Annotated in this window: 13 protein-coding genes; 3 read left to right on the top strand and 10 right to left on the bottom strand. The window is 66.2% G+C overall.

What is annotated here, in order from left to right:
• From V7Q53_RS01660 to V7Q53_RS01645, 4 genes are read right to left on the bottom strand one after another with little or no spacing between them, the layout of a single operon-like run.
• Positions 1 to 1167 (bottom strand): acyl-CoA dehydrogenase family protein, encoded by a 1167-nt coding sequence (locus V7Q53_RS01660; protein WP_333826627.1) that lies wholly within the window; start codon positions 1165 to 1167, stop codon positions 1 to 3.
• 2 nt (positions 1168 to 1169) lie between these two features.
• Entirely contained in the window at positions 1170 to 1601 is a 432-nt protein-coding gene (locus V7Q53_RS01655; protein ID WP_333826626.1) for a MaoC/PaaZ C-terminal domain-containing protein, read from the bottom strand.
• Positions 1602 to 1612: 11 nt separating this feature from the next.
• Complete coding sequence (locus tag V7Q53_RS01650; protein WP_333826625.1) at positions 1613 to 2104, bottom strand: FAS1-like dehydratase domain-containing protein; 492 nt, start codon at positions 2102 to 2104, stop codon at positions 1613 to 1615.
• Between the two features lie 42 nt (positions 2105 to 2146).
• Complete coding sequence (locus tag V7Q53_RS01645; RefSeq protein WP_333826624.1) at positions 2147 to 3343, bottom strand: lipid-transfer protein; 1197 nt, start codon at positions 3341 to 3343, stop codon at positions 2147 to 2149.
• Positions 3344 to 3446: 103 nt separating this feature from the next.
• Between V7Q53_RS01645 and V7Q53_RS01640 the strand changes: the two genes are divergently transcribed.
• Both V7Q53_RS01640 and V7Q53_RS01635 read left to right on the top strand, forming a co-directional pair.
• Entirely contained in the window at positions 3447 to 4379 is a 933-nt protein-coding gene (locus V7Q53_RS01640; protein WP_333826623.1) for a LysR family transcriptional regulator, read from the top strand.
• A 141-nt stretch (positions 4380 to 4520) separates the two neighbouring features.
• Positions 4521 to 5771: an MFS transporter gene (locus tag V7Q53_RS01635; RefSeq protein ID WP_333826622.1), complete on the top strand. Its 1251-nt coding sequence runs from the start codon at positions 4521 to 4523 to the stop codon at positions 5769 to 5771.
• Here V7Q53_RS01635 and V7Q53_RS01630 read toward each other — a convergent pair.
• The 6 genes from V7Q53_RS01630 to V7Q53_RS01605 all read right to left on the bottom strand — a co-directional run bounded on the left by V7Q53_RS01630 (position 5768) and on the right by V7Q53_RS01605 (position 12713).
• The gene (locus tag V7Q53_RS01630; RefSeq protein ID WP_333826621.1) at positions 5768 to 6739 is read right to left on the bottom strand and encodes an ABC transporter substrate-binding protein; all 972 of its coding nucleotides are present in this window, start codon (positions 6737 to 6739) and stop codon (positions 5768 to 5770) included. The two genes, V7Q53_RS01635 and V7Q53_RS01630, sit on opposite strands and share 4 nt — an antisense overlap.
• Positions 6740 to 6767: 28 nt before the next feature.
• Positions 6768 to 7577, bottom strand: coding sequence for an ABC transporter ATP-binding protein (locus tag V7Q53_RS01625; protein WP_333826620.1), 810 nt, complete (start codon positions 7575 to 7577; stop codon positions 6768 to 6770).
• Positions 7574 to 8611, bottom strand: coding sequence for a FecCD family ABC transporter permease (locus tag V7Q53_RS01620; protein ID WP_333826619.1), 1038 nt, complete (start codon positions 8609 to 8611; stop codon positions 7574 to 7576). The genes V7Q53_RS01625 and V7Q53_RS01620 overlap by 4 nt, the downstream gene beginning before the upstream one ends.
• Positions 8608 to 9606: a FecCD family ABC transporter permease gene (locus V7Q53_RS01615; protein ID WP_333826618.1), complete on the bottom strand. Its 999-nt coding sequence runs from the start codon at positions 9604 to 9606 to the stop codon at positions 8608 to 8610. Before V7Q53_RS01615 ends, V7Q53_RS01620 begins: the two co-directional genes overlap by 4 nt.
• Complete coding sequence (locus tag V7Q53_RS01610) at positions 9606 to 10430, bottom strand: siderophore-interacting protein (protein WP_333826617.1); 825 nt, start codon at positions 10428 to 10430, stop codon at positions 9606 to 9608. Before V7Q53_RS01610 ends, V7Q53_RS01615 begins: the two co-directional genes overlap by 1 nt.
• 117 nt (positions 10431 to 10547) lie before the next feature.
• Positions 10548 to 12713 (bottom strand): TonB-dependent siderophore receptor, encoded by a 2166-nt coding sequence (locus tag V7Q53_RS01605; RefSeq protein ID WP_333826616.1) that lies wholly within the window; start codon positions 12711 to 12713, stop codon positions 10548 to 10550.
• A gap of 240 nt (positions 12714 to 12953) precedes the next feature.
• On the opposite strand from V7Q53_RS01605, the gene V7Q53_RS01600 reads away from it, so the two are divergent.
• Positions 12954 to 13805, top strand: a complete 852-nt coding sequence (locus V7Q53_RS01600) for a helix-turn-helix transcriptional regulator (RefSeq protein WP_333826615.1) — start codon at positions 12954 to 12956, stop codon at positions 13803 to 13805.
• The last annotated feature ends 7 nt before the right edge of the window (positions 13806 to 13812 follow it).

The raw sequence follows: 13812 nt of genomic DNA, 5'->3' as shown, positions 1-13812 counted from the left end.
TCAGATTTCGTCACGGTCGATCGACCGCGCGACGATTTCGCGCATGATCTCATTGGTGCCGCCATAGATGCGCTGCACCCTTGCATCGGCGTAAAGTTCGCTGATGCGATATTCGCTCATGTAGCCGTAGCCGCCGTGGAGCTGCAGGCAGGTGTCGACCGTGCGGCCCTGCATCTCGGTACTCCACCATTTCGCCATGGCGGCGCGTTCGGCGGTCAGGGTTCCTGCCTCCAGCTCGGCCATCAGCCGGTCGAGGAACGCGGCCAGAAGCTCGATCTCGGTCTTGACCTCGGCCAGCTTGAAACGCGTGTTCTGGAAATCCATGATCCGCTGGCCAAAGGCGCGGCGCGCGCGGGTATGGCGCAGCGTGTCCTCATAGGCGCAGCGCGCGGCCCCCAGCGCCATGTAGGACAGCATCAGCCGCTCCCATGGCAGCTGGATCATGAGCTGGCCAAAGCCCTTGCCCTCTTCATCACCGATCAGATTGGCGCGCGGCACCCGCACCTCGTCAAAGAACAGCTCGGAGGTGTCCTGCCGCTTCATTCCCAGCTTTTCCAGGTTGCGGCCCCGCTGGAACCCCTCGGCCCCTTCGGTTTCCAGTGCGATCAGCGAAATGCCCCGCGCCCCGGCCGCCGGGTCAGTCTTGGCGACGACGATCACGAAACCCGCGTTCTGGCCATTGGTGATGAAGGTCTTGGAGCCGTTGAGCACATATTCATTGCCATCGGCGCGCGCCGTGGTGCGCACCGCCTGCAGGTCCGAGCCGGTGCCCGGCTCGGTCATCGCAATCGCTCCGACCCATTCGCCTGAACACAGCCGGGGCAGCCAACGGGCCTTCTGGTCGGGGGTCGCCAGCGCAACGATGTAATGCAGCACGATATTGTGCACCGAAATGCCCCAGCCGGTATCGGCAATGCGCGCCTGTTCCAGAAAGGTCACCAGATCGAAACTGCGCGAAAGCCCCTGCCCGCCCCATTCCTCAGGGGCGGAGGCACCAAGAATGCCCATGGCCCCGGCCTTGATCCAGAAGCCGCGATCCACCACGCCTGCCGCAGTCCAGGCGGCGCGGTTGGGCTGGAATTCATCAGACAGAAACCGGCGGATACTGTCGCCATAGGCGCGGTGTTCGTCGGTGATCCAGTCGTGGTTGAGAAAGGAATCGCGCATGATCAATCCGCCCGTATCACGGCTTCACCGACCAGACTGCGCGCGGTGCGCCCGTCAGGGGCGGTGATTTCCGCGCTGAGCGCCACGCGCAGATGCGCGACGCCATCAACCTCGAAACGTTCGCTGATGGTGCCCGAACAGGTCAGTTGTGCGCCCACCGGGGTAATGGCCATGAAGCGGTTTGAGAGGCTGACAAGGCGCCCGATGCCTGCCCAGTCGGTGACCACCCGTGCCAGCACCCCCATCGACAGCATGCCATGCACGAAAACATCGTCCAGCCCGGCCCCCCGCGCGAAATCGAGGTCGATATGCACCGGATTGTGGTCGCCTGAGGCCCCGGCATAAAGCGCCAGCATCTGGCGGGAGATCGGCCCGAAGGTGATGCCTGGCAGCGTGTCGCCCGGCGCGGCGTCGGCAAATGTCCGTTTGCTCATCATTCCCTCCCTCATCCCAGCCTGTGCACGACACTGCGCGTGATGGTCACCAGAACGCCGCGTTCCGGATGGCTGATGCGCGCGCGCAGATGGGCCAGCTCCAGCGCGCCGCCCTTCTTGTCCTCGAATCCGGCAACTTCGGTTTCGATGCTCAGACAGTCGCCGGCATAGATCAGGCCCGAATAGTCGTAGCGCTCCTCACCGTGCAGAAGGCGCGTGAAGTCGCAGCCGATCAGCGTGAGCAGCGATTTGTGGCCCTGTCGCTCCAGCGCACGCCCTGCCTCCAGATCGACCACCATGGCAAATGTCGGGGGTGCGACAACATCCGGATGCCCCGCCGCACGCGCCGCCGCGCGGTCATGATGGATCGCTCCGGTCTCGCCCAGAACATCGGCGAAAAAGGAAACGCGCCCCGCCTCAACCTCGAACGCAACAGGTTCGGTTGTCTGCCCCACCGTCGAGCGGTCAAAAAGCCCGCGCGGATTGGGCGCAATGCCTGACATCACGGTTCCTCCCTCGTTGATTTGTTCTGCCCGCTGCCGGTGTCAGCCGGCCTCGTAAAGCGTCACCACACAGGCGCCGCCAAGCCCCAGATTGTGTTGCAACGCCAGCCGCGCCCCTTCCACCTGCCGTGCATCGGCGGTACCGCGCAACTGGTGCGTCAGTTCATAGCACTGCGCCAGCCCGGTTGCCCCCAGCGGATGGCCCTTGGACAGAAGCCCGCCAGAGGGGTTGGTCACGACCTTGCCGCCATAGGTATTGTCGCCATCGGCAATGAACTGCTGCGCGCCGCCCTCGGCACAGAGCCCAAGCGCCTCATAGGTGATCAGCTCGTTTTGCGCGAAACAGTCGTGCAGCTCGACAACATCGACATCCCCGGCCCCGATCCCGGCCGCTTCATAGACCTGGCGCGCCGCTGCGGCCGTCATGTCATAGCCCACCAGACGCATCATGTCGTGGCTGGCGAATGTGCTCTCAAAATCGGTGGTCATCGCCTGGGCCGCAATGCGCACGCGGGTATCCAGACCGTGCCGCGCGGCAAACCCCTCCGACACCAGCACCGCCGCCGCCGCGCCGCAGGTGGGCGGGCAGGCCATCAGCCGGTGCATGACGCCGGGCCATATCTCGGGCGAGGCCATGACCTGCCCGGCGCTGATCTCGGTACGAAACAGCGCCAGCGGGTTGTTGGTGGCGTGGCGGCTGGCCTTGGCGCGAACGGCGGCGAAATCTTCCAGCCGGGTGCCGTACTTCTTCATGTGCTCCAGCCCCGCGCCGCCGAAATAGCGCAGCGCCAGCGGCACCTGTGCATTTCCCACCAGCGCCTCGCATTCGGCATCGAAAGCGTCGAACGGGCTTGGCCGGTCCTCAAATATCGAGCCAAGCGCGCCGGGGCGCATCTGCTCGAACCCCAGCGCCAGCACGCAATCCGCAGCACCACTTTCAATCGCCTGCCGTGCCAGGAACAGCGCGCTGGAGCCGGTGGAGCAGTTGTTGTTGACATTCACAACCGGAATGCCGGTCATGCCGACGCGGTAGAGCGCCTTCTGCCCGCAGGTTGAATCGCCATAGACATAGCCAACATAGGCCTGCGCGATATCGCCGTAATCCAGCGCGGCATCTTCCAGCGCCAGCCGCAAAGCCCGCGCGCCCATCATGTCATAGTTGTCTGACGCACCCGGTTTTGCAAACGGGATCATGCCCACCCCGGCGACAACAGCGCTGTTTTTCGATGCCCGGCGCATTGGTTTCTCCGTCTGGAATGGATCCTCTTTCAGATTTATTGCATTGCGAATGACATAAAACCAATGCAATATTCTCCCATCATATTCCTGCATGGAATGCCGCATGAATCTCGTGAAATTACGCCATGTCGTCAATGTTGACCGGTGTGGTTCGATCACACAGGCCGCGCAGATGATGAATGTGACTCAATCGGCGGTGACCAAGAGCGTTGCCGATGTCGAGCGTGAGATCGGCTATCCGCTGTTTGACCGCCGGGCGCGTGGCGTGGCGACCACCGATGCCGGGCGCATCTTCATTGACCGTGCCCGGCGGATCACTGCGGATATCGAGCAGTTGATCGAAGATTCGCGGGCGCAACGGACATCGCGCGAAATGGCACTGCGGCTGGTCATCTGCCCCTCGTCGCTGGAGGGGCTTCTGAACCGCGCCGTGCGCCGCTTCATCACCACAAGCCCGGCATGCCGTGTGCATCTGTTCGCCTCGACCATCGAAAGAGGGATCGAGCAGCTGCGTCAGGGCGACGTCGATATCTGCTTTGGCGCGCGCGACCGGCTTGAAGCCGTCGCCGATTTCAACTGCCATCCCCTGCCTGATCTGGTGGCCAATCTGTTCGTGCGCCAGGATCACCCGCTGGTCGGCCGCAAAGACCTGCGCAACGAAGACATCGCCGCCTATCCGATCATCGTGCCAGACCTTCAGGGCCCCTATATCGAGCGCATCCTCGGGCTGGTGAACCCGCTCAGCGTGTCGTCGATGCGCCAGCTTCATATCCTTGAGAATTTCCCGATGGTGACCGAGATCGTCAGCGCGACCGATACAATCGGGATTGTCAGCAACGGCTATTCCAGGACGGATGCATTCCTTCAGCGCTTCAAGACCTTGCCGTTTGGTCTGGGCGCGCCGATGCCACTGGCCGCAGCAACGCGCGCCCGCTGGCCCGCGACGCGCCAGATGACGCTGTTTATGTCAGCACTTGAAAAACATCCCCTGACCGGCCTGCCCCGCCGCCAGCGCCAACCAGCAAAGCCCGCCTGACCGGCCAACGGCAGTGCCGGAAGCGCGCCGTTTGCTGGCGCTTCCGCATCGGTTGACCTTCGGCGGAACGGGTGCCAGAAGCCGGAAGGGGTGGCGCCGTGCCCCGCGTTCCTCCCCCACTTGGATAGCAGGTTTTCTGTCATGTCATCTCGCGCCCCGAGTGTCGTTTCCCCCACCCTGCAACCCGGCCAGCAGATCAAGGCGGCGCCCGTCAGCGGCCTGTCCCGGCGCGACCGTGCGGTGATGGTGGCCGGGCTGGCCAGCCTGTCGATGGGCAATGCCGTGCTCATCGCCGTACTGGCGCCCCTCGCGCGTGAGATTGGCATCCGTGACACGCAGGTCGGCGTCATCCATGCCTGTGCCGCGCTGGCCGCTGTCGTTGCTGCGCCGGTCTGGGGCCGCTTGGCCGACCGGAGAGGGCAGCAGCGGATCTTTGCGCTGGCGATCTTCAGCAGCGCTGTCTCGCTGGCCCTGATCGCAGCGGCGCTGACGGCCGGGCGCGCGGGCGCGATGGCGGCGGGAAGCGTCTTTGCTGCGGTGCTTTGCGCGCGGATCGTCTATGGCCTGCTGGGCAGCGGCGGCCTGCCGGCAGCAGCCGGGCTGGTGGCGCGCGCGTCCAGCGTCGAGATGCGCTCTCGCGCCATGACCCTGCCCGCCGCCGCGTTCGCGTTGGGGTCGGTGGCCGGGGGAATCGTCGTGCTTCCGTCGGTCGGATTGCTGGGGCCGACCGGCCCGCTGGTTGTCGTGGCCGCATTCGGGGCCTGCGTTGCGATGCTGGGGCTGCGCCTGCAGTCTTCTTCCACGTCCCCCGTCGCCGCGGCATCCTCTGCCGCAGCCGCGGCAGGGCGGCTGCTGAACCCGCCGCTTGCACTGTTTCTGGCGCTGGTGTTCGCTGCGGTGACCGGCTCGGCGATGGTACAGGCGGTGCTGCCGTTCCACGTTCAGGACCGGCTGTCGCTGGATACCGCGCAGACGATCGGGCTTGTTTCGGTTCTGGGCATCGTGGCGACGGCGGCCACCATCGCTGGACTGGCTGTTGCCGCGCGGCAGCTTCTGCGCGGGCGGCTTCAGGTGATCATCGGGCTGGGTCTTGCCGCTCTGGGTGCGAGCGGGCTGCTGCTGGCGCCGGATTTTGTCACCATGGCCGCCTGTCAGGCTGCGCTGGGTTTCGGGTTCGGTCTGTTTGTGCCTGCCACGCAAGCGGCGCTTTCCTTGCAGGTTACCCCGGAGCGTCAGTCGGAGGCCGCCGGGCTGATGTCTGCCGCGACCACTGCGGGGTACGTCGTGGGCCCGGTGGCCGCAGTCTACCTCTATACCGCGGCGGGCGTCACAACCTTTGGTGCAGTCGCAGCGCTTCTTGTCGTCGCGCTGGCGGGTCTGGCACGGCGCTAATGGCAACCGGCGTCGCCGTCGAGCGCCGCCGCCAGCATCGGGACCAGCAGATCAAGCGCCCAGGGGATCGACAGCGGCGATGGTGCCGAGGTCGCCATCACGAAGGTGCGGTCCACCAGAGGCACGAGGCATCCGCGCGCCACCGGCCCGAAGGCCGCGAACACCGGGTGATCGAGCAGCGCCGCAAGCTCATCCTCGCCCGATTGCCACAGGATGAACAGGTCGGCATCCAGCCGTCCCAGCGCCTCGAAACCGACCTGCGTATAGAACCCGTCGCCGGGCAGCGCACGGACCGAGGGTGCAAGGGTCAGGCCCAGCTGTTCAAGCAATTGCACACGCGGGTCGGCGGCGCGGTGGATGCCGACCGAACCGGCGGCCGGATCGCCCGAGCCGATGGCAAAGGTCACGCCGCTGAATTCCGGATGACGGACAGCGATGTCCGCCAGATAGGCCCCTGTCTGCGTCACGAGCACGTCGGCCTCGGCCTCGCGCCCCAGCGCGCGGCCGACAAGGCGGGTGATTTCCTGCCAGTCCCCGGTCCAGGGTGCGTCACGCCAGCCCAGCGTCGGCGCGATCTGCGACAGACGCATGTAATCAGGCGCGCGCAGCCCGCTGTAGGGCGCAAGGATCAGGTCCGGTTGCAGCATCAGAAAGGTTTCGTAGGGCAGGAAGGAATCGTCGAAACGAAGCGGCAGTGCCCCGCCCTGTGCCTCGATCGCGGCGCCGACCCAGGGCATCAGGCCGTTCGCATCGCCGCCCCAATCCTGCCGGGGCACGGCCAGCGGCACCAGCCCAAGGGCCAGCACCACGTCCTGGGCGATCCAGCCCAGGGTGATGACACGTCCGGGCATCGCGGGAATCGTCGTTTCGCCGAAGGCATGCGGCAGGGTGACCGGAAATTCCGCCCGCACCGGCAGCGCGACAACCAGTGACAGCAGGGCGGCGGCAAGAGTGTTGAATGGGTGCACAGGCGGGGCTCGCTTTCCGGGGCAAAGATCAGGTGGCAGGCCGGGGGATGACCATCGGCGTGCCGGTCAGCGGATCGGGCGCGATCACGCAGGGCAGATCGTAGAGGGTTTCAATCAGTCCGGCCGTGACGATATCGCGGGGTGCCCCCTGCGCCACCACCCGGCCATCGCGCATCGCCACCACATGCGTCGCATAGCGGAAAGCGTGATTCAGCTCATGCAGAACCGCGACGATGGTGCGCCCCTCATCGCGCACCTGCCGCGCCAGCAGTTCCATCACCTCGACCTGATGGGCAATGTCGAGCCAGGTGGTCGGCTCGTCCAGCAGCAGGATCGGTGTTTCCTGCGCAAGAACCATGGCGATCCAGACGCGCTGGCGCTGGCCGCCCGACAGGTCGGACACCCGCCGACCGCACAGCGATTCGATGCGTGTGGCGTGCAGGGCGCGCGCGACCGCTGCGGCATCGGCGCGGGTCCATTGCCTGAGCAGGCTCTGATGCGGATAGCGCCCGCGTGCGACCAGATCTTCCACGGTGATTCCCTCGGGCGCCAGCGGGTTCTGGGGCAGCAGCCCGATGGCGCGCGCCAGTTCGCGCGCCGGGATCCGGTCCAGTGACATGCCGTCCAGCGACACGCTCCCGGCCTTTGGCGGCAGGATGCGCGCCAATGCCCGCAAAAGGGTGGACTTGCCGCAGGCATTGGGACCGACGATGGCGGTAAAACTGCCATCGGGGATCGCCACCGACAGATCACGCGACACCACGCGCCGGTCATAGGCCAACGTTGCACCCTGCACCTGAAGTCGGGCCGGGGCCGGTCGGGTTGTTGCTGCACTCATGCCAGCCTCGCCTCGCGTCGGATAAGCCACAACAGATAGAGCCCGCCCAGCACCAAAGTTACGGTGCCCACCGCCAACTGCCGGGGCGCCAGCGCATGCGCCGCGATGAGGTCGGCCAGCGCCAGCAGCAGCGCCCCGGTCAGCGCGGCGGGGATCAGCGCGGTGCCGGGACTGCCGGTCAGGCGGCGGCCGATCTGCGGCGCGGCCAGTGCCACAAAGGCGATCGGCCCGGCGGCGGCAGTGGCCAGCGCCGACAGTGCCACACCCAAAGCCACCAGACCCATGCGCAACGGCTCCACCGCAATGCCATGCGCGCGGGCCAGATCATCGCCGGTTTCAAGCTGGCGCATCGGCCGGGCCAGCAGCGCGGCCAGCACCAGCAGTACCGGCAGGAGCGCGATGAACGGTCCCAGCGCGTCAAGCGTCACGCCGTTCAGGCTGCCCGCACCCCAGATCGCCGCCCCCATCGCCACCTCAAGCTGCGCGTTCATCAACAGCCAGGTGTTGAGCGCGGTCGCCATGGCGCTGATGCCGATCCCCACCAGCACCAGCCGGAAGCCCTGCACCCCGTCGCGCCAGGCCAGCGCATAGACCAGCGCCGCGGTGATCAGTCCGCCCGCCACCGCACCCGCCGTCGCGGCGAGGCTGCCGCCCGCGAACAGCACCGTCACGATCAGCGCGCCGCTATAGGCGCCCGCATTGAGGCCGATCACGTCGGGGCTGCCCAGAGGATTGCGGGTCAGCGACTGGAACAGTGCGCCCGAAACACCCAGCGCCGCGCCGACCAGCAGCGCCATCACCGCGCGCGGCAGCCGCCACTCAAGGATGACCATGCGCACCGGCCCTTCGCCGTTGCCGGTCAGGCTGCGAAACAGGTCGCTTGCCGAGACCGGAAAATCACCCAGCATCAGCGCGGCCAGCGCCGAGCCCATGGCCAGCACGGTCAGAATGACCCCGACGAGCAGCGCGCGGCGGCCGATCCGCAGCGCCAGCCACCCGCCCGGCGTGCGCAGAACAAAGGGTGCCGCGCTCATGGTGCAAGCATTCCGCGCCGCCGGGCAAGGGCGATCAGCAGCGGCGCGCCCAGAAAGGCGGTGACGATGGACACCGGCACTTCGCCTGTGGTCAGCACCAGCCGGCCCAGCACATCGGCGCTCAGTACCAGCACGGGTGCCACCAGCGCTGACCCGGCAAGGATCCGGCGCTGGTCAGGCCCGGTCCACCAGCGCACCACATGCGGCGCCATGAGTCCGATGAAAGCCACCGGGCCCGCCACTGCCGTCGCCGCCCCGGCAAGCAGGGTCACCGCCAGAATAACCAGCGTGCGCAGCAGACCGATCCGCGCCCCCAGCGCCACGGCCAGGTCATCACCCATCGCCAGCGCGTCCAGCGGCCGGGCGCAGAGCGCAGCAAGGACAAGGCCCGACGCGATGAAGGGCAAGGCGGTGGCCACATTCTGCATCCGCGCCCCGCCCAGTGAGCCCGCGCTCCAGTGGCGAAGGCGGTCAAAGGCCTCGGGATCCATGAGCGCCAGCGCGGTGGCAAGCCCGGTCAGTACGGCCCCCACGGCGATACCCGCGAGGGTCAGCGTCACCGGGCTGGCCGCGCGCCCGCCTGCCGCCGCGATACCCCAGGTGGCGGCGGATCCCGCCAGCGCCCCGAGCAGGGCGAACCAGATCAGCCCCTGAAGCGAGCCGACCCCAAGCAGGCTGACCGCGATCAGCACGAAAAGCCCGGCCCCGGCATTGATACCCAGCAACCCCGGATCGGCCAGCGGATTACGCGTCATCGCCTGCATCAGCGCGCCTGCGACACCCAGTGCGGCGCCGATTTCGACAGCCATCAGGCTGCGCGGCAACCGGATGCTCTGCACGATCAGATGCGCCGCGCTGCCATCCGAAGACCACAGGGCCCGCGCCACCTCGGTCAGCGGAATCGCGCGGTCGCCCAGCGACAGGCTGGCGGCGAAGGCCACAACAAGCGCCAGCATTCCAGCGGCGGGGCCGGTCCGGTGCCGCGCGCGGGTCATCACAGCCCCCGCGCATCGAGCAAGGCATCGACCTCATCGCGGATCGATTCAGCATCACGTTCCGATCCCCAGACGGCTTCCATGTGCGACAGCGTCTGCGTATCCAGCGCGCGGTATGCTTCCTGCCAGGCCTCGGCCCGGTCGATCCAGTAGGCAACGCAGGCATAGCCGCTCGCGGGCAGGCCCAGCGTGCCGCGCAGATGGCGCCGGATCGTGCGCACGGCCTTCTGTTCCCCGGCAACCCAGACAAAGCCTTTGCCAGCGGGCAGCGGCAGATCCGTCAGCGTTTCTGCCAGCTTTCCGGGGCTGCACCCGTTCCCGGCGACAAGCCAGCTGACCTGACTGCGCGGATGGGCGGGCAAGGGCAGGATATGGTTGCGGTCGGCCACTTCGACGAAGACCCTTGTGTCGGTCGTGGGCGGGCTGTCTTCAAGGATCCGGGCCAGCGCGGGCAGCCCGGCGGCATCTGCGGCAAGAACCTGCCAATGCTGTTCGCGGGACGGCGCATAAAGCCCGGCCGGGGCGCCCGCCATCACGCGCGCGCCGGGCTGCACGCCCTGCGCCCATTGCGACAGTCGCCCCTGCGCGCGTATGACGATATCGATGTCCACCGCACCGCTGACCGGATCGAAACGGCGCAGGCTGACGGTAACGGGCGTACCGCCCGCTTCCGCCCCTTCAGTCAGCCGCAGCCGCAGGAATTCGTCCGAAAAGCCTGAGCTGGTCAGGCGGCGGTCGGCCTGCGGCATCAGGCTTATCCGCACCATGCCGGGCGACAGAATGGTCCGCCGCGTCACGATCAGGGGATAGTCGATGCCGGTCATCAGGGGCCCTGCAGGGACGCGGCGACAGGCCGGTCGGTGGAAATGAGTTGACAGCCGGATGGCCCGGCTTTTGGAAACCGGGCCATCTGGCTGGCACGAAGGCTGGCTGATGGTCGTTCAGAAGCTGCGGCTCAGCGACAGGCTGACGTTGCGCCTTTCGCCCTGATAGCACCAATAGGCGGTGTTGCATGATGCGATGTAATTGCGGTCAAGCAGGTTGGCAACGAAAAGGTTGGCAGTCCAGTCGGCGGCAAAATCATAGCGCACCCCCAAATCAACCAGTGTACGCCCCGGAACCCGCGCGCTGTTCTGGTTGTCGACCCAGCTTGAGCCGGTATAGCGCAGACCGCCCGACAGCGTCAGGCCGTCGATGGTCGCCGGTTCCCATGACAGCATCAGGGATACCTGGTTTTCTGCCACGGAAAGCGGCGTATTGCCGATGATCGTCGGGTCAAGATCGTTGACAATCGTGGTGTCGAGGAAGGTCGCGGAGGCCTGAAGACCAAGCTGGTCGGTGATCTGGCCACGGTATTCCAGTTCGATCCCGCGCGAGCGCACCTCGCCGATCTGGTAGTAATAATAGCTGCCGCTCGCCCAGTCATACTGGTCAAGGCTGACATTCCGGCGGCGGATGTCGAAGGCCGCGACCGACAGCAGCGTGCGGTCATCGGGCGCCCACCGCAGCCCGATCTCGGCCTGACGACCGGATTCGGGCACGATGGAATTGCCTGCCGGATTGGCGACGATCTGCGGGTTGAAATAGGTTCCGAGCGTCGCGTAGGGGGTGAAGGCACCGAACTGGCGCGACAGGCCCATGCGCCACGAGAATTCGCGGTCGGACCTGTCGACCCCCGCGACTCCGGTCACCGCGTCACGGGTAGATGTGGTGCTGACCCAGTCGTATCGACCGTTGAGCGTGAGCAACCACCCGCTGCCAAAGCGCATCTGGTCCTGCAGATAGAGCCCGACCTGTTGCTGGGTGATGACCTGATCGAGATAGGGAACCGGGGTTGGCTGCGGTGCACCGTAGTCCGGGTTGCGCGACGACAACGGCGTGCCGATGGCCGAGGCCTGAACCTGATCCAGCTCATAGCGGCGCGCATCCAGACCCATGACCAGCGTATGATCGACCCCGCCGGTGGCAAATTCGCCGGTCAGGTGAAGATCATTGCTGAGCGTTGTGGCCAGACTGTCATGCGCGAACACAAGGCGGCTGAGGGTGCCCTCAGGGTCGGTCGGGGTCAGCGAGAACCCGGAATAGCCATAGGCATAGACCTGTTGCTCGTGCACATCGGCGCGCGCGTAGCGAAGCGTGTTGCTCAGGCTCCAGCCATCGGCGATCTCCTGACGATAGATCGCCGTCAGCATGCCCTGATCGCGATCATAGGTGTCAAAGCCCGGTTCGCCCGTATTGAAATACTGCGGGAACCGGCCCCAGGCCGCGGGCTCGACGCTGCCGGCATAGGGCAGCCAGTGGCCGCCGACATGGGTTTCGTCCATGCGCGTGTAATTCGCGGCCACGCTCAGCGTGCCGCCGTTGTCAAATACCGTCGTCAGGGCACCGAACATCACGCCGGTCATTCCCGGCGCGAACATGCCGAATCCGTCGGTGCGCTGAAGGCGTGCCCCAAACCGCAGGGCGACGTTCTCGCTCAGATGGTCGCTCCAGTCGATGCTTGCCCAGCTGCGCCCCTGCGAACTGACACCCACTTCGGCAACATGCCCCGGCGTGTCAGTCGGCAGGCGGCTGACCAGATTGACCACGCCGCCCGGATTGGACGATCCGTAGACCATCGACGAGGGGCCGCGCAGCACCTCGACCCGCTCGACAAGGAACGGGTCGATATAGAAGCTGCCAAAGCCGTAGGACAGCAACTGCGAGCCGTCCATGAACAGCCCTGTCTGCGTAGCATCGAAGCCACGCAGGAATATCCAGTTCGTATCGGAATCATAGGCATAGGGCGCGGCCTGCACACCGGCGGTATACTGCAGGGCCTCATCCAGCTTGCCAAGGTTGCGCCGGGCGATCGACTCGGCCGAGACCACCGAGATGGATTGCGGCACTTCGGTCAGCGGCGTCGGTGTCAGAACGCCGGTCAGGGTCAGCGGGTCAACCTGATCACCGACCGGCTCGGCTCCCCGCATCGAGAAGCGCACCTGCCCGAGATATTGGTAACCCTCGGCTGGCGTCTCCTGCGCGGCAAGCGGGGTGCACCCCAGCGCCACGAGGGCTGAAGTTCCCAGAAGCCGCATCAGCAAGTCCGTCGCGTTCATGTCGCGCATGTCCGTCTCCCAATCTGTCCCGCAACCGCTCCCGGCCGATGGGTTGGGAGGTTGTTTGCCCCGCCATAGGCGAGTGCGGCGCGGTTGTATTGCCTGGATTTGCACATTTTGGAAGAAATCCGCCGTGCCGCGTGGCCGCTGGAGCGAAAAGCCGGTTGACCTTGGGGCGCGATGGCAGGATTACTAAAAAAGCCAGTGCAAGCCAGCGAGCCGATTCCACAATCGCAAAGGCCTGCGCCCGTGTTTCTTCCCTCGATGGACAGCTTTATCGAAGACATCTGCGCCCTGGCGGATGTGCGCTGGCTTGGCTGGTCAGGGGCGGTGGCCGATCACTGGCATGCGCAGGGGCGCGCGGGCGGGCACGGCTATTACCTCTCTCCCGATCCGCGGATCGTGGTCTTTCTGGAACCATCGCCCGCCATTGGCCTGTCAACCTGCCCGGACCTGCCGGGAGAGGCGCGGCTCGCCTTTGTTCCTGCGGGCGTTCCTATCTGGAGCACGATGCACAGCGACGGCAAATTCAGCCATCTGGACATTCATTTTTCAGCGCTGGCCATGCCGTCCCTGCGCAACGAGGTCTGCCTGCCTGCGGGGCCGGTGCTGCTGGCCCGGCATGCCGGGATCGAACAGCTGGCACTGATGATGCTGCGTGAGATTGACGCGCAGCGCCATGATCCGGTGCTGCTCGACAGCCTTCTGCGCGCCATGCTGGCCTATTTCCGCCAGTCCGCCGCCCCGGCGGGAAGCGCGCCCGCCACCCCTGCCGGTCTGACGCCGCGACAGCGCCGCAGGGTGCTGGAGCATATCGACACCAATCTGCACCGGCGCATCGCCATCGCGGAACTGGCCGAGGCGGCGGGGCTGGGGGAAAGCTGGTTTGCCCGCGCCTTCCGCAACGCGACAGGCGAGACACCGGCACGTGCCGTCACCCGGCGCCGGATAGAACGCACGAAATCGCTTTTGCGCAATGCCGATGTCCCGCTGGTGGATATCGCCGGGGCAGCCGGGTTTTCTGATCAGGCGCATTTCACGCGTGTTTTCCGTACCCATACCGGCACCACTCCCGCCGTCTGGCGCAGTCTGCAACCCTGAAAGGGCG

The organism is Pararhodobacter sp. (genome assembly GCF_036802785.1).
Taxonomy (GTDB): Bacteria; Pseudomonadota; Alphaproteobacteria; order Rhodobacterales; family Rhodobacteraceae; genus Pararhodobacter.
Note: the sequence above shows the minus strand (reverse complement) of the source record. Positions and strands in the feature narration are given on the sequence as shown.